Raw genomic sequence first — 15,858 nt, 5'->3', positions numbered from 1 at the left:
GGGTACGGGAACGGCCCCCGGGAAGATCCCGGGGGCCGTTACCGTGTCGCTGACCTGTTGGCGCCGGCCAGTTGGCCGTGCCGGAAAGACTAGTTCCAGCTGGCGTGCAGCGGCTTGCCCTCCGCGTAGCCCGCGGCGCTCTGGATGCCGACGATCGCCTTCTCGGCGAACTCCTCCAGCGAGCCGGCGCCCGCGTAGGTGCAGGAGGAGCGGACGCCCGCGATGATCGAGTCGATCAGGTCCTCGACGCCCGGGCGGGCCGGGTCGAGGAACATCCGCGAGGTGGAGATGCCCTCCTCGAAGAGCGCCTTGCGGGCCCGGTCGTACGCCGACTCCTCGCTGGTGCGGTTCTGCACGGCGCGCGCGGAGGCCATGCCGAAGGACTCCTTGTACGGGCGCCCGTCAGCGGTGTGCTGAAGGTCGCCGGGGGACTCGTACGTGCCCGCGAACCAGGAGCCGACCATCACGTTGGACGCACCGGCGGCGAGTGCCATGGCGACGTCGCGCGGGTGACGGACACCGCCGTCGGCCCACACGTGCTTGCCGTACTTCTTCGCCTCGGCGGCGCACTCCAGGACGGCGGAGAACTGCGGCCGGCCCACACCCGTCATCATGCGGGTGGTGCACATGGCGCCCGGGCCCACGCCGACCTTGATGATGTCCGCGCCGGCCTCGATCAGGTCCTTGACTCCCTCGGCCGCCACGATGTTGCCCGCGACGATCGGGACCTTCGGGTCGAGACCGCGCACGGCCTTGATCGCGGAGATCATCGACTCCTGGTGGCCGTGGGCCGTGTCGATGACGAGCGTGTCCACCCCCGCGTCGAGCAGCTGCTTGGCCTTGGCCACGAAGTCGCCGTTGATGCCGACGGCGGCCGCGATGCGCAGCTTGCCGTTGGCGTCGGTGGCCGGGGTGTACAGGGTCGCGCGCAGCGCGCCCTTGCGGGTGAGGATGCCGACGAGCTTGCCGTCCCGGTCGACCGCGGGCGCGATCTTGCGGTTGGCGTTGTCGAGGGTCGTGAACGCCTCGCTCGGATCGATGTCCGCGTCGATCAGCAGCAGGTCCTTGGACATGACCTCGGACAACTGCGTGAAGCGGTCCACGCCGGACAGGTCGTGCTCGGTGACGACGCCGACCGGGCGCTGCTCCCCGTCGACGACGACACCCGCGTTGTGCGCCCGCTTGGGCAGCAGGGACAGCGCGTCGGCGACGGTCTGGTGCGGGGTCAGCACGATCGGGGTGTCGAGCACGAGGTGACGCGTCTTGACCCAGGAGATCACGTCGGTGACGACCTCGATCGGGATGTCCTGCGGGATGACGACGAGCCCGCCGCGGCGGGCCACGGTCTCGGCCATCCGGCGGCCCGCGATCGCGGTCATGTTGGCGACGACCAGCGGGATGGTGGTTCCCGTGCCGTCCGGGGAGGCGAGGTCGACGCCCTGGCGGGAGCCGACCGCGGAGCGGCTCGGCACCATGAACACGTCGTCGTACGTCAGGTCGTACGGCGGCTTGAGGTCATTGAGGAAACGCACGTGCAGAACATCCCAGTCGATCGGAGGTGACCCCCGGGCATTGCAGCCGGGGAAAACGCACGTACTTCATTGTCCCATGGCGCGGGGAAGGAACCGTCAGGGCTGATCATCCAGTACCGCGCGACCGTCGTTCGTCGGATCCTCCAAGGGTGAGCAGCACGGCGAGCTGCCGCGGCATGCTGTCCACCGCCTGGGCGAAGACCTCCTGGGCGGTCTCCCACTCACCGGGCCGGGCCCTGGCGTACTCCTGCCAGCGGCAGACGAGGACGAGTGTGCCCTCCTCCCCCGGCAGATCGGTGAGGCAGTCGGCGAGCGCGTCCCAGTTCCGGCCGAACCAGGCGGGCAGTTCCAGGTCGGCGGCGCAGCGTTCCATGAAGGCCGTCTTGTCCCTGACGCCGTGGAGGTCGAGCACGGTCACGTTCCGGCCTGCGACGGCGCCGAAAAGAGCCGCAAGGGGACCGTTTCTCATGGGAGCACTTCCCTGAACGTCTTGTAGTGGTCGTCGGTGTAGTAGATCTCCCCTTCCTGCCCCGTGACGATGCGGCGGGCACCGCGGTCGCTCTCGCCGGGGGTGCGCACCGTGTACTCGCGGTAGTAGCCGCGCTTCTGCTCCGGCAGGATCCGCTCGAAGTTGCCGAACGTGGCGCCGTCCTTCTCGTAGGGGAACGGCCCGCCGCGCTCGATCAGACGCAGGGTCTCGCGGGCTTCGGGTGGCAGTTCCGCGACGCGGACGATCGCCAGGGCCGTGCCGGTGGGTGCCGGGCTCGGCACGTCGGAGCCAGGGCCGGAGCCGGCGCCGGAGCCGGCGGAGCAGCCGGTCAGCAGCAGGCCCAGGATGGCCGACAGCGCCAGGAGAAGCCGGAGGGGCCGGACGGGCCGGAGGGACATGGCGCCGATGCTGTCACGCCCGCCGGGCGAAGACGGTGAAGATCGGGCTGCGCGGGTAGGGAATGCCCCGTGCAGCATAGTGACGAGACACAGCGCGCCGCCCGTCAGGAAGCCGCGAGGCTGACCGCCGAGAGCGTCCACGGAGTGGCCCTGACCTGGGTGGACAATGCCGGCCTCACCCGGGTCAAGGCCGTCCCCGTCGGCCGCCTCGCGCCCGCCGCCACGCGCGGCGTCGGCATGTCCCCGGTCTTCGACGTGTACCTCGTGGACGATTCGATCACCACCAGCCGGCACATCGGGGGTCCGGACGGCGACCTGAGACTCGTACCGGACCTGGAACGGCTGACCGTGCTCGCGGGACAGCCCGGCTGGGCGTGGGCACCGGTCGACCGCTACGACCAGCAGGGGGAGCCGTACGGCGCCTGTCAGCGGCTGTTCGCCCGGCGGATGGCCCGACGGGCCGCCGAGCGCGGCATCGAGCTGCGGATGGGCTTCGAGACGGAGTGGACCGTGCAGCGGGACGGCGGGTACCCGTGGGCCGGGCCCGCGTACGGGATGGCCCGGGTGGTCGAGCTCTCCGACTACGTGAACGAGGTGCTGCGCGCACTGGTCGCGCAGGGCGTCGAGGTACTCCAGATCCACCCCGAGTACGCGGCCGGGCAGTTCGAGGTGTCGGTGGCACCGTCGGACCCCGTGGGCGCGGCGGATCTCGCCGTACTGGTCCGCGAGACCATCCGCGCGGTGACACTGCGGCACGGCCTCACGGCTCTGTTCGGCCCGGTCGTGGAGGCGGGCAAGGTCGGCAACGGCGGGCATCTGCATCTGAGCCTGTGGCGGGACGGGCGGAACCTGTGCCGGGGCGGCGAGGGCCCGTTCGCGATGACGGATGAGAGCGAGTCCTTCCTGGCGGGCGTCCTGGACGCCCTCCCCGCCCTCCTCGCCGTCGGGGCGCCGACCCCGGCGAGCTATCTGCGCCTCGAACCGTCGCGCTGGGCCGGCGTCTTCCAGTGCTGGGGCCTGGAGAACCGCGAGGCCGCCCTCCGCTTCATCACCGGCGCCCCGGACGACCCGGACGGCGCGAACGCCGAGGTCAAATGCTTCGACGCGGCGGCCAATCCGTATCTGGTGACGGGCGCGGTGATCGCGGCGGGGCTGGCGGGCGTGGAGGCCGGGGCGAAGCTGCCGGAGCCGGTGCAGGGCGACCCGGCGGTGTCCGCGACCGCGGCGCCGGACGGGCCGGCGCGGCTGCCGCGGACACTGGACGAGGCGGTGGAGCACTTCGTGCGCTCGGACGTCCTGCGTGAGGCGCTCGGCGAGGAGCTGTTCGAGGCGATCGTCGCCGTACGCCGGGCGGAGAGCGAGCTCTTCGACGGCAGGAGTCCGCAGGAGATCGCCGAGGCCACGCGCGGGCGGTACTGAATGGATCTCGCAATCGCGCCGCTCGTCGACCACCACTGCCACGGGGTCCTGCGCCACGCCCCGGATGCCGACGAGTTCGCCTCCTACCTGACGGAGTCGCAAGCTCCGGCCGCGCCCGGCACCAGCTTCTTCGACACCCAGCTGGGGTTCGCCGTGCGCCGATGGTGCCCGCCGCTGCTCGGCCTGGAGCCGCACTGCCCGCCCGACCGGTATCTGGAGCGCCGCGGCGAGCTCGGTGCCGAGGAGGCGACGCGGAGGCTGTTGCGGGCGAGCGGCACGGGCATGTACCTCGTCGACACCGGGCTGCCGGGTGATCTGACGGGCCCCGCCGATCTCGCGGAGCTCGGCGGCGGCGAGGCGCACACGATCGTACGGCTGGAGGCGCTGGCCGAGCACACGGCGGACTCGGCCCACGGCCCCGGGATGTTCCTCGAAGTGTTCGACCATGCCGTCACCGCAGCGTCCCGTACTGCGGCGGGGTTCAAGTCGATCGCCGCGTACCGCTACGGCCTGGGACTCGACCCCGACCCGCCGACCGCGGCCGAGGTGCACTCCGCCGCCGCGCGCTGGCTGGACGGCCGCGGGCCGGGCGGGCGGCTCACCGACCCCGTCCTGCTGCGCCACCTGCTGTGGTCGGCGGTCCGCACGGGGCTGCCCCTCCAGCTCCACACCGGCTTCGGCGATCCCGATCTGCGCCTCGACCGCTGCGATCCGCTGCTCCTGACGGACTTCATCCGGGCCGTGGCCCCGTACGGCTGCCCGCTGGTGCTCCTGCACGGATACCCGTACCACCGGCACGCCGCCTACCTCGCCCATGTGTTCACACATGTGTACGCGGATGTCGGCCTGGCTCTCTCCCACACGGGCGCACGCGCCACGGAAGTCCTCGCCGAGGCACTGGAGCTCACCCCGTTCGGCAAACTGCTGTACTCCAGCGACGCGTACGGACTCCCTGAGCTGTACGTCGTCGGCGCGCGCGTCTTCGAGGAGGGGCTGACCCGCCTTCTCGACGGCTGGACGGCGTCCGGCGCCTGGTCCGGGGTGGACGCCGAACGCGTGGCGCACCTCCTGGCCAGGGGAAACGCCGAGCGCCTGTACGGCCTGGGCACTGCCGGGCCGGCGGCCTCGCAGCCCGACCCGCCCTGACCACGAGCCCCGCGCCCGGCGCCCGGCGGGGTCCTCGCGACTCCGCGCGCACGCTCCTGCGGCCGGCCGGCGCGCCCACCGCGGATGCCCTGCCGGGACCCGCCCGTCAGTCGTCCGGGTCGGCCCGCTCCAGAGCAGGACGCGGCCCCGGGCGGGACTCGGTCAGCAGGTGGTCCGCCGCCGCGGTGTCCGTGACCAGGCTGGTCACGAGCCCCGACCGCAGCACCGCCCCGATCGCCGCCGCCTTGCGCTGGCCGCCCGCGATCGCCACGACCTCGGGGATCCGGCGCAGTCGGTCGGCCTCGACCGTGATGCAGCGCTCGCCGAGGTCACGACCGACCCGGCGGCCGTCCGCGTCGAACAGATGCGCCGACATCTCCGCGGCGACGCCGAGCGAGGCGTAGTGAGCCCGCTCCTCGTCGGTGAGCATGTCGTGGACCGTCGAGATGCCCGGCTCCCAGGAGCCGATGGAGACACAGGCCACCGTCACCTTGTCGAAGTACTCGAAGGCGCGGGCGATGCCCGTCTGATTGCGCAGCGCCGCCGCCGTCGCCGGGTCCGGCAGCAGCATCGGCGCGTAGATCGGGTGCGCCTCGCCGCCCGAGACCTGGGCGGCCCGCCGCACCGCCTCCACCGAGCCGCGCTCCGCGGTCCCGGCGTCGTAGACCCCCGTGAGCTGGACGACCGTGCACGGGGGCAGCCGGTCGAGCGCCGCGGCCATGTGGATCGTCGAGCGGCCCCACGCCAGACCGAGCACGTCCCCCTCGTTCACGAGCTCACCGAGCAGATCCGCGGCGACCTCGCCCAGGTTCTCGGGGTCGGGGGACTCGTCCTCCCCCTCGGTCGGGGATTCGACGACGACCGCGTGCCGCAGGCCGTAGCGGGCCCGGAGCGCGTCGGAGCGCTCCGCGTCCAGCTCGGCGGGCACGCGGATCTCGATCCGTACGAGGTCGCGTTCGAGCGCGGTCTCCAGGACCCGGGCCACCTTGAAGCGGCTGACGCCGAACTCCTCCGCGATCTGGATCTTGGATTTGCCCTCGAGATAGAAGCGACGGGCCATGGCCGCCGCCTGCACCAGCTCCGCGGGTCCCATCCGCAGGGCCGACCGTCCCGCCGACATAGCAGACACCGCGATCTCCTCACTGCTGTTCACACTCCGGAACCGTCATCCTGTCAGATCCGGGGGTTATTGATCAGCCCAGTCGGGCCCCGTTCACGTAAGCGTGGCTCAGTGGTTGCATGCCCAGGGCGCCGAGGCGATCGTCCGGTCCGCCTGCTCGCGCAGGGAGCGGACCGCCTCGGCGGGGTCCTCGGCCCCGTACACCGCGGATCCCGCGACGAACACATCGGCGCCCGCCTCGGCACACTGCTCGATCGTGGACTCCGCGACTCCGCCGTCGACCTGGAGCCACAGCTCCAGACCGTGCTTGGTGATCAGCTCCCGCGTGCGGCGGATCTTCGGGAGCATGATGTCCAGGAACGCCTGACCGCCGAAACCCGGCTCGACGGTCATGATCAGCAGCATGTCGAGCTCGGGGAGCAGGTCCTCGTACGGCTCGATGGGCGTGGCGGGCTTGAGCGCCATCGAGGCGCGCGCGCCCTTGGCCCGGATCTCCCGCGCGAGACGCACGGGCGCCGCGGCGGCCTCCACATGGAAGGTGACGGAACCGGCGCCCGCCTCCACGTACTGCGGAGCCCAGCGGTCCGGGTTCTCGATCATCAGATGGCAGTCCAGCGGGGTGTCCGTGGCGCGGCTGAGTGATTCGACGACCGGAACGCCCAGCGTCAGATTGGGCACGAAGTGGTTGTCCATGACATCGACGTGGAGCCAGTCGGCGCCTTCGACGGCCTTCGCCTCCTCGGCGAGCCGGGCGAAGTCGGCGGACAGGATGCTGGGGTTGATCTGGGCCATGTGCCAAGACTGCCATGTTCCCGGGCGCTTCCCCGCCCCGGTCCGGACCGAAGACGGCTGTCCTCTGCATCCATGCCTCCCGGTACCGCCGCACACTGCGCGATCCGGACATCCGGACGGCGCGGGTCCGGCGGTACCGCAGGCCCGCCGTACCGAGGCGCCGGCTACCCGCTGCCGCCCTGCCCTGCCTGCCCTGCCTGCCCTGCCTGCCCTGCCTGCCCTGCCTGCCTGCGACGGCTACAACGGCGGTTACGCCGTGCGCCGCAGCAACGCCAGATACATCGCGTCCGTACCGTGCAGATGCGGCCACAGCTGGACGTCCGGCCCGTCGCCCAGCGCCGGTACGCCCGGCATCAGCGGGCGGGCGTCGATCCACTCGGCCTCGGCCGGCGCACCGCCGCGGCCCTTGAGGACGTCCTCCACGACCACCCGGGTCTCGGCGAGATGCGGTGAGCACGTGGCGTATCCGACGACGCCACCGACCCTGACCGCCCTGAGCGCCTCGCGCAGCAGTTCGCGCTGGAGCGGGGCGAAGCCGTCCAGGTCCTCGGGGCGGCGGCGCCAGCGGGCCTCGGGGCGCCGGCGCAGCGCGCCGAGGCCGGAGCAGGGGACGTCGACGAGAACGCGGTCGAACGAGCCGGGCTGCCACGGCGGGCGGGTGCCGTCCGCGGCGATGACCTGGTACGGACCCGGGTTCCCGGCCAGCGCCCGCTCCACCAGCCGCGCGCGGTGCGGCTGCTTCTCGGAGGCCAGCAGCGCGGCGCCGCGCCGGGCGGCCAGCGCACCCAGCAGGGCCGCCTTGCCGCCCGGTCCCGCGCAGCCGTCGAGCCAGCGCGCGTCGGAGCCCTCCAGCGGTGCGTCGGCCAGCGCGATCGCGACGAGCTGGCTGCCCTCGTCCTGGACGCCCGCGCGTCCCTCACGCACGGGCTCGAGCGCGCCGGGCTCACCGCCCTCGGCCAGGCGCACGGCGTACGGGGACCAGCGCCCCGGCAGCCCGGCCTCCTCGCCGAGCAGATCGAGCAGCTCGTCCGTCGTGGCCCGTCCGGGCCGGGCGACCAGCGTCACCTCGGGCCGCTCGTTGTCGGCCTCCAGCAGGTCCTCGATACCGGCTCGGCCGCCGCCCAGCGCGTCCCACAACGCCGAGACGACCCACCGGGGATGCGAGTGGACAACGGCCAGATGCTCCTCGGCGTCGTCGTCGTACGGCGGAGCGACCCGCTCCAGCCAGCCGTCGAGGTCTTCCTGCGAGATCTTCCGCAGTACGGCGTTCACGAACTTCGCCCGGCCGTCCCCGAGCACCACCCGCGCCAGTTCCACACTCGCCGAGACCGCCGCATGCGTCGGGATGCGCGTTCCCAGGAGCTGGTGGGCGCCGAGCGACAGCACGTCCAGCACCGGCGGGTCGACCTCGCGCAGCGGCCGGTCGATGCACGCGGCGATGATCGCGTCGTACGTGCCCTGGCGGCGCAGCGTCCCGTACACCAGCTCCGTCGCGAGCGCCGCGTCCCGGCTGTCGAAGTCACCCTGCTCACGGGCCTTCCGCAGCAGCGGAGGCAGGACGAGATTGGCGTACGCGTCGCGCTCGTCGACGGCCCGCAGCGCGTCGAAGGCGAGGATCCGCACGGGGTCCTTCTTCGGGCGGCGGTACGGCTTGTGGGGACGGCGACGGCTCTGCTCGCTCAAAAGGTGCTCCGCGTTTCGAAAGGGTCGAACCCATTCAGCCTACGTCGGCCGCCCATGCCGGCGGCAACGCAGGCTCGCCTCCGTCACCCACCGCCGCCGTCGCACAACGGCGCCCGGACAGGGGCTACGCACCGAGCCGCTCCCCCGGGGCGATCCGCACCCCGCGCGCCCAGTCCGCGGCGCGCATCGGCTTCTTGCCCTGCGGCTGCACCCAGTGCAGCTCGACGGCGTGCGAGCCGGTGCCCGCGTACACGTTGTTCTTGCCCGCCGCGAGCTCACCGGGCGTCAGGTCCGTACGGTCCGGAACCAGCGAGACGTTGACCAGCTTCAGCCGCTCGCCCCGGAACAGGGTCCAGGCGCCGGGCGCGGGCGTGCAGCCGCGCACCATGCGGTCGACGCGGAGCGCGGGCGCCTGCCAGTCCAGGTGGGCGTCCTCGACGCTGATCTTCGGGGCGTGCGTGATGCCTTCGGAGGGCTGCGGTACGGCCTTCAGCGTGCCGTCCTCGATTCCGTCCATCGTCGCCAGGAGCAGCCCGGCGCCCGCGAAGGCGAGCCGGGTGAGCAGGTCACCGCTGGTGTCGGTGGACCGTACGTGCTCGGTGATCACCCCGTAGACCGGCCCGGAGTCCAGGCCCTCCTCGATCTGGAACGTGGACGCGCCCGTCATCTCGTCGCCCGCGAGGATCGCGTGCTGTACGGGCGCGGCGCCCCGCCAGGCGGGCAGCAGCGAGAAGTGCAGATTCACCCAGCCGTTCGCGGGGATGTCCAGAGCGCTCTTGGGCAGCAGCGCGCCGTACGCGACGACCGGGCAGCAGTCGGGTGCGATCTCGCGCAGCCGCGAAAGGAAGTCCTCGTCCCGTGGCTTGACGGGCCTGAGGACCTCGATCCCGGCCTCCTCCGCGCGCTGGGCGACCGGGCTGGCCACCAGCCGGCGGCCGCGGCCCGCGGGCGCGTCCGGCCGGGTGACGACGGCCGCGACCTCGTGCCGGTCCGAGGCGATCAGGGCGTCCAGGGCGGGTACGGCGACCTCGGGGGTGCCTGCGAAGACAAGTTTCACGGTGTTTACCTCGCTCTGTGGTGCCGGGGTGCCGGGATTGACGCGCGACGCACCAGTCTATTTGCCGACGCCGACAGGGGGCGCACGGACGGTTGCGCGCCCCGGGCATATGCCCTTGCGCCCGTGCACCGTGACCACAACGCCAGGTGGCGCGTTGGTCAAGAGAGATTGACCGAAACGGGCCGCCCCGGTGCGGCCCGATCCTTTTCAACGCCGGTTCGAGAGGCTTGTTCAATGGCCGACCACGCAACCCACGACGCCCAAGCCCGGGCGAGTCTGCATCTGTTGGTGCGGGACATCGAGCGGGTCCGCCGGCAGGTGGACGCTCTGCGCACGCTCACGGCCCAGTTGGGCAACGTCTACCGTCCACGTCGATCCGGCCCCTCCACGGGCTTCGTCGTCTACGGAAGGGCTCCGGCCCCGACCGTCCGTCTCGCGCAGGAACTGCGCGACAGCGTCGAGACGTTGGTGACCGCGGCGGTGGACTTCGACCGTTCGCTGGGCTTCTCGTGGGACGCGGTGGGCTCGGCACTGGGCGTCACGAAGCAGGCCGTGCACCGCCGTTACGGGTCACGGCGGGCGGCCCCGCAGCCCGTCGCCGCCCCGCCGGAGACCGAGCCGGGCACGACCCGCACGTTGCCGGTCGCCCCCGCGGTGCCCGCCGCCCGCTCGATGCCGCCGCAGCCCACGGCGAGCGCCCACTCCCTCCGCGAGGAGGTCCGCCCGAGCGCCTTCCCCGGCCCGCGCAACGGCTGACCCCTCCGCTCCGGCCGCCCCGCCGTGCCCCGCGGTACGTCGGGGCGGCTCCGTGTGTGGCCGCGTGCGCTGCCCTGTGGGGCCCCTCGGACAGCCCCCTCGGACGGCAGTCGGCCCGGACCGCAACCGGCCGCGGATCCCGTCGCCGCGGTAGCCGGGCGCCCTCAAGACCCCCTCCCGTCGGAGGCGGCCCAGCGTCAGCCGATGTCCGGAGGATCGACCCGGATGCGGACCGGGTCACCGCCGCCCCGGGCGAGCCGGGAGACCTGGGCGGACTTCAGCGCAGCCGCCAGCGCCGCACCGCTCCCCGGGGGCACCCGAAGGAGCGCCCGCTCCCACGCCTCCCCCGGCCGGGGTCCCCCCTGCGAAGCGGCGGGAGGGTCTCCGGACCGACGCGGGCGGCCCGGACCGGCCGGAGGCGCCGATACCGGCACCGGCCCCAGCACCTCCGCGTCGCGCGGCAGCTCCGCCGCGGCCAGGAACGCGGCCACCGCCTCCGGCCGCCCCGTCACCGCCGCCATCCGCGACACCGGCGGAAAGCCCAGCTCGGCCCGCTCGGCCAGCTCGCGCTGTGCGTGGCCGACGGGGTCCCAGCGCACCAACGCCTGCACCGGCCGGAGCGTGGGCTCGGCGACGACCACGACCGTGCCGCCGTCCGCCTGGCCGCGTACCAGCGAGGCGGCGTCCATCCAGCGCCGGAGCGCCTCCTCGCCCGCCCTGAGGTCGGGCCGCCCGAGCATGGCCCAGCCGTCCAGGAGCAGCGCCGCCGCGTAGCCGCCCTCGGCGACCGGTTCCGCGCCGGGGGTGCTGACCACGAGCGCGGGCCGACCGGACACGGTGTCCAGGACATGGTCCCGCCCGGACGTGCGCCCCGGCACGGCCGGGAACGCACGCCCCAGCTCCTCCGCGGTACGCCGTGCGCCCACCACCTGGGCGCGCAGCCGGACGCTGCCGCACTCCGCGCAGTGCCACCCCGTGGCGTCCTGCCCGCACCACCCGCACCGCAGTTCCCGCTCCCCCGGCGCCTCCAGCGGCCCGGCGCAGTGCCGGCAGCGCGCGGGCGTACGGCACCTCTCGCAGGCAAGCCTCGGCACGTACCCCCGCCGGGGCACCTGGACCAGCACCGGACCGGAGCGCAGCCCGTCCCGGACGGTCTGCCAGGCCAGCGAGGGGAGCCGGGCGGCCCGCGCCGCCTCGTCCCGGGCGAGTTCGCCGTCGCCGACCGTGCGGACCAGTGGGGCAGCACGGCGCACCTGCTCCCGGTCCGCGGCCAGGGGCTGCGCCCAGCCGGTCCCGACGAGCTGCGCGGCCTCCACGGTGCAGCTCGTGCTGCCCAGCAGGAACGCGCATCGGTCATGTGCGGCGCGCAGCAGCAGCACTTCGCGCGCGTGCGGCAGCGGGGCGTGCGGCTCGCTGTGGCTGGCGTCGCCGTCGTCCCATATCGCGACCAGCCCGAGGTCCCGTACGGGAGCGAACATCGCGGCCCGGGTGCCGACCACCGCCCGTACGGAGCCACGCCGCACGGCCAGCCACTGCCGGTACCGCTTCTCGGGCCCGGCCTCGGCGGTCAGCACCGCGTGCCGTCCTTCGCCGAGGAGCGCGGTGAACGCGGCGTCGACCCGGGCGACGGCCCGCCCGTCGGGCACGACGACGAGCGCGCCGCGCCCGGACGCCAGGGTCGCCGCCACGGCACGGGCCAGTTCCTCCGCCCAGTGCGGCCCGGGGAGCGCGGTCCACACGGCCCGCGGCGCACCTCCGCCCGCCAGCGCCTCCAGAAACGCGGGCCCCCGCCCGTACCGTCCCCAGCTCCCCGCGTCCGGCGCGGCGGGCGGTGGCAGCGGCTCCGGCGACGGCTTCGACTCGGCCCGCGCGCTCCTGGGCGGCACCGCGAGCTGCAGGACGTCGGCCAGACTGCCCGCGTACCGGTCGGCGACGGCGCGGGCCAGGGCCAGCAGCTCGGGGCTGAGTACCGGCTCGGGCGAGACGACGTCGGCGAGCGCGGCCAACGGCCCGGAGTAGTCCGACTCGGCCCGCCGCTCGACGACGAACCCGTCGATCAGCCGCCCGCCCTCACGCCGCCCGTCCCGCACCTGATGTGCCCCGGCCCCGAACCGCACCCGCACCCGCACGCCGGGCTGTGCGTCGGCGTCGAGCTCCTCGGGCACCGCGTAGTCGAAGTACTGATCGAGATGGAGCACGCCTTTGTTGACGACGACCCGTGCCACGGGCAGTTCCGCGGCAAGCGCGGCGCCCCGCCAGGTCCGGGGCTTCGCCCGGGGCACCTTCGCCTTCCGCACGGTCTCCCGGATGAGCGCAAGCTGCTCCGGCGGACCGTCGCCGGGCCGCTCGGAACGTTCGTTGTCGCTGCTCACAGCCACATTCCTACCAGAGGCCACTGACAGCGGCGGTCCAGCGGGAAGTTCCCGAGATCCAGTCGACGGCGGTCAGCGATTTCCAGATTCACCGCACGCCACGGGGCGTACTCCACCGAAGTAACCGACGTCCTCGCACCGGGAGATCAGCAGCGCACGGCTCCGCTCGCCCGGCCCGCCGGGATTTTGTCCGGGCCGACGGGACCCACATGCCCACGGGACACGTGGAACACACAACGGCCCCGGACCGATGCGGTCCGGGGCCGTTGAGCAGTACAGGCCGGATGGAGCGGCGCAGGTCCTACAGGCCGGCCGCCGCGCGCAGCGCGTCCACGCGGTCCGTGCGCTCCCAGGTGAAGTCGGGGAGCTCGCGGCCGAAGTGGCCGTACGCCGCGGTCTGGGCGTAGATCGGGCGGAGCAGGTCGAGGTCGCGGATGATCGCGGCCGGGCGGAGGTCGAAGACCTCGGCGATGGCGTTCTCGATCTTCTCGGTGTCGACCGCGGCGGTGCCGAAGGTCTCCACGAAGAGGCCCACCGGCTCGGCCTTGCCGATCGCGTACGCGACCTGGACCTCGCAGCGGGAGGCGAGGCCGGCGGCCACGACGTTCTTGGCGACCCAGCGCATCGCGTAGGCGGCGGAGCGGTCGACCTTGGACGGGTCCTTGCCGGAGAAGGCGCCGCCACCGTGGCGGGCCATGCCGCCGTAAGTGTCGATGATGATCTTGCGGCCGGTCAGGCCCGCGTCGCCCATCGGGCCGCCGATCTCGAAGCGGCCGGTCGGGTTGACCAGCAGCCGGTAGCCATCGGTGTCCAGCTTGATGCCGTCCTCGACGAGCTGCTTCAGGACGTGCTCGACGACGAACTCACGGATGTCGGGCGCGAGCAGCGAGTCGAGGTCGATGTCGGAGGCGTGCTGCGAGGAGACCACGACGGTGTCGAGGCGGACGGCCTTGTCGCCGTCGTACTCGATGGTGACCTGGGTCTTTCCGTCCGGGCGCAGGTACGGGATCGTCCCGTTCTTGCGGACCTCGGACAGGCGGCGGGAGAGCCGGTGCGCCAGGTAGATCGGCAGCGGCATCAGCTCGGGGGTCTCGTCGCACGCGTACCCGAACATCAGGCCCTGGTCGCCCGCGCCCTGCTTGTCGAGCTCGTCGTCATCGCCCTCCACACGGCTCTCGTACGCCGTGTCGACGCCCTGGGCGATGTCGGGGGACTGGGAGCCGATGGACACCGAGACGCCGCAGGAGGCGCCGTCGAAGCCCTTCTTCGAGGAGTCGTAGCCGATCTCGAGGATCTTGTTGCGCACCAGCGTGGGGATGTCGGCCCACGCCTTCGTCGTCACCTCGCCGGCCACGTGCACAAGACCGGTGGTGATCAAGGTCTCCACGGCAACACGGGAGGTGGGGTCCTCCCGCAGCAGTGCGTCGAGAATGGTGTCGCTGATCTGGTCAGCGATCTTGTCGGGGTGACCCTCGGTCACGGACTCCGAGGTGAACAGGCGACGGGACACAACGCTCCCTGGGGTTGCAGCGGCTGCTGGCTGATCATTGGCGGACCGGCCGGGGGGCTGCGCCCCGCGTCGTTCCGAGAGACAGTTTATCGGTCGCTTTCGGCCGTTGGACCACGCGTCTCGCTACGTGGGAGTCACACCGCCGCAGAAACCGCCTGAGACATTACGGCGATCATGCCCTCGCCCGCGGCCGAATGGGCAGTTTTCGGCGCATCCGGCGGCACCGTTGGGGCGAATGAGACATTAATCCCGGTTTCACCCGCGTGGCCGTCGTCCGCCCCGCGCGCGCCGGTGGCGTTGGTGTGTCACGCCAGGCGCGGTGCCACCAGGTCCCACACCGTGTCCGCGAGCGCTTCCTTCGGCCCGTACGGCACCGGCGTCTCGCCGCCGTCCGCCGCCAGGACCACGGCTTCGTTCTCTTCGGAGCCGAACGTCTTGCGCTCCCCCACCTCGTTCACGACGAGCAGGTCACAGCCCTTGCGACGGAGCTTGTCGCGGCCGTTGGCGAGCACGTCGTCGGTCTCCGCGGCGAAGCCGACGATCACCTGTCCCGGGCGCGCCCGGTCGGCGGAGATCTCCGCGAGAATGTCTGGATTCCGCACCAGCACGATGGGGGCGGGGCCCTCCCCGTCCTTCTTCTTGATCTTGCCTTCGGCGTAGACGGCGGGCCGGAAGTCCGCGACGGCGGCGGCCATCACCACGGCGTCGGCATCGGCGGCCGCCTTCAGCACCGCCTCGCGCAGCTGGACGGCGGTCCCCGCGTGCACGACGTCGACGCCCGCAGGGTCGGCCATGCCCGTGTTGGCCTCGATGAGGGTGACCCGGGCGCCGCGGGCGGCGGCGGTGCGGGCCAGGGCGTACCCCTGCTTGCCGGAGGAGCGGTTGCCCAGGTAGCGGACGGGGTCGAGCGGCTCGCGGGTGCCGCCCGCGCTGACCACGACATGACGGCCGGCCAGGTCCGGGACGGCGACGCCGCGCGCCAGGCTGTGCCTCTTCAGAACGTGGCGGCAGACCTCGAAGATCTCACCGGGTTCGGGGAGCCGGCCCTTGCCGGTGTCGACGCCGGTGAGCCGGCCGACGGCGGGCTCGATGACGACGGCGCCGCGGCTGCGCAGCGTCGCCACGTTCTCCTGCGTGGCCGGGTGCTCCCACATCTCGGTGTGCATGGCGGGCGCGAAGACCACCGGACAGCGGGCGGTGAGCAGAGTGTTCGTGAGGAGGTCGTCGGCGAGGCCGTGGGCGGCCTTCGCCAGCATGTCGGCGGTGGCCGGCGCGACCACGACGAGGTCCGCGCCCTGGCCGATGCGGACGTGCGGCACTTCGTGGACGTCCGACCAGACCTCCGTCGAGACCGGGTGCCCCGAGAGCGCCGACCACGTCGCCGCGCCGACGAACTGGAGCGCGGACTCGGTGGGGACGACCCGAACGTCGTGCCCGGACTCGGTCAGCCGGCGCAGCAGCTCGCACGACTTGTAGGCGGCGATCCCGCCACTGACTCCCAGAACGACCTTCGGCTTGTCCACTGCGTCTCCCCGCCCCCCACTGATGACGATACGTATCGCCTCTATGACACACCACAGGCC

13 protein-coding genes are annotated in these 15,858 nt (G+C 72.9%); 3 read left to right on the top strand and 10 right to left on the bottom strand.

From position 1 onward, the window contains the following. Positions 1–89: 89 nt before the first annotated feature. The 3 genes from ACWGI8_RS23595 to ACWGI8_RS23585 form a co-directional block, all read right to left on the bottom strand. Complete coding sequence (locus ACWGI8_RS23595) at positions 90–1,532, bottom strand: GuaB1 family IMP dehydrogenase-related protein (RefSeq protein WP_453663675.1); 1,443 nt, start codon at positions 1,530–1,532, stop codon at positions 90–92. A gap of 106 nt (positions 1,533–1,638) precedes the next feature. Beyond that, positions 1,639–2,001, bottom strand: coding sequence for a barstar family protein (locus ACWGI8_RS23590; protein WP_453663673.1), 363 nt, complete (start codon positions 1,999–2,001; stop codon positions 1,639–1,641). Continuing rightward, positions 1,998–2,420, bottom strand: coding sequence for a ribonuclease domain-containing protein (locus ACWGI8_RS23585; RefSeq protein WP_453663672.1), 423 nt, complete (start codon positions 2,418–2,420; stop codon positions 1,998–2,000). The genes ACWGI8_RS23590 and ACWGI8_RS23585 overlap by 4 nt, the downstream gene beginning before the upstream one ends. A gap of 69 nt (positions 2,421–2,489) precedes the next feature. On the opposite strand from ACWGI8_RS23585, the gene ACWGI8_RS23580 reads away from it, so the two are divergent. Then, on the top strand, positions 2,490–3,839 hold the full coding sequence (locus ACWGI8_RS23580) for a glutamine synthetase (RefSeq protein ID WP_453663671.1): 1,350 nt from the start codon (positions 2,490–2,492) through the stop codon (positions 3,837–3,839). Then, positions 3,840–4,985, top strand: coding sequence for an amidohydrolase family protein (locus ACWGI8_RS23575; protein WP_453663669.1), 1,146 nt, complete (start codon positions 3,840–3,842; stop codon positions 4,983–4,985). It abuts the gene before it with no gap. Positions 4,986–5,091: 106 nt separating this feature from the next. On the opposite strand, the gene ACWGI8_RS23570 is transcribed toward ACWGI8_RS23575, so the two are convergent. The 4 genes from ACWGI8_RS23570 to fmt all read right to left on the bottom strand — a co-directional run bounded on the left by ACWGI8_RS23570 (position 5,092) and on the right by fmt (position 9,637). Then, on the bottom strand, positions 5,092–6,138 hold the full coding sequence (locus ACWGI8_RS23570) for a sugar-binding transcriptional regulator (protein ID WP_453663667.1): 1,047 nt from the start codon (positions 6,136–6,138) through the stop codon (positions 5,092–5,094). A gap of 75 nt (positions 6,139–6,213) precedes the next feature. Further along, positions 6,214–6,897, bottom strand: a complete 684-nt coding sequence (gene rpe, locus ACWGI8_RS23565; protein ID WP_453663665.1) for a ribulose-phosphate 3-epimerase — start codon at positions 6,895–6,897, stop codon at positions 6,214–6,216. A gap of 249 nt (positions 6,898–7,146) precedes the next feature. Further along, positions 7,147–8,580 (bottom strand): RsmB/NOP family class I SAM-dependent RNA methyltransferase, encoded by a 1,434-nt coding sequence (locus tag ACWGI8_RS23560; protein WP_453663663.1) that lies wholly within the window; start codon positions 8,578–8,580, stop codon positions 7,147–7,149. A 124-nt stretch (positions 8,581–8,704) separates the two neighbouring features. Further along, entirely contained in the window at positions 8,705–9,637 is a 933-nt protein-coding gene (fmt, locus tag ACWGI8_RS23555) for a methionyl-tRNA formyltransferase (RefSeq protein ID WP_453663661.1), read from the bottom strand. 234 nt (positions 9,638–9,871) lie between these two features. Between fmt and ACWGI8_RS23550 the strand changes: the two genes are divergently transcribed. Further along, on the top strand, positions 9,872–10,393 hold the full coding sequence (locus ACWGI8_RS23550; protein WP_453663660.1) for a hypothetical protein: 522 nt from the start codon (positions 9,872–9,874) through the stop codon (positions 10,391–10,393). A 197-nt stretch (positions 10,394–10,590) separates the two neighbouring features. Here ACWGI8_RS23550 and ACWGI8_RS23545 read toward each other — a convergent pair whose 3' ends face one another. The 3 genes from ACWGI8_RS23545 to coaBC form a co-directional block, all read right to left on the bottom strand. Continuing rightward, on the bottom strand, positions 10,591–12,765 hold the full coding sequence (locus ACWGI8_RS23545) for a primosomal protein N' (RefSeq protein WP_453663658.1): 2,175 nt from the start codon (positions 12,763–12,765) through the stop codon (positions 10,591–10,593). A 301-nt stretch (positions 12,766–13,066) separates the two neighbouring features. Next, positions 13,067–14,275: a methionine adenosyltransferase gene (gene metK, locus ACWGI8_RS23540; RefSeq protein ID WP_453663656.1), complete on the bottom strand. Its 1,209-nt coding sequence runs from the start codon at positions 14,273–14,275 to the stop codon at positions 13,067–13,069. A 305-nt stretch (positions 14,276–14,580) separates the two neighbouring features. Beyond that, complete coding sequence (coaBC, locus tag ACWGI8_RS23535; RefSeq protein WP_453663676.1) at positions 14,581–15,798, bottom strand: bifunctional phosphopantothenoylcysteine decarboxylase/phosphopantothenate--cysteine ligase CoaBC; 1,218 nt, start codon at positions 15,796–15,798, stop codon at positions 14,581–14,583. Positions 15,799–15,858: the final 60 nt, after the last annotated feature.

It is taken from the genome of Streptomyces sp. NPDC054841 (genome assembly GCF_053611045.1).
This window is presented reverse-complemented; position numbering and strand designations above follow the sequence as displayed.

Coding starts and splice junctions, on each gene's coding strand:
- ACWGI8_RS23590 (WP_453663673.1), bottom strand. CDS start 2,001: ATGAGAAACGGTCCCCTTGCGGCTCTTTTCGGCGCCGTCGCAGGCCGG.
- ACWGI8_RS23585 (WP_453663672.1), bottom strand. CDS start 2,420: ATGTCCCTCCGGCCCGTCCGGCCCCTCCGGCTTCTCCTGGCGCTGTCG.
- ACWGI8_RS23575 (WP_453663669.1), top strand. CDS start 3,840: ATGGATCTCGCAATCGCGCCGCTCGTCGACCACCACTGCCACGGGGTC.
- rpe (WP_453663665.1), bottom strand. CDS start 6,897: ATGGCCCAGATCAACCCCAGCATCCTGTCCGCCGACTTCGCCCGGCTC.
- ACWGI8_RS23550 (WP_453663660.1), top strand. CDS start 9,872: ATGGCCGACCACGCAACCCACGACGCCCAAGCCCGGGCGAGTCTGCAT.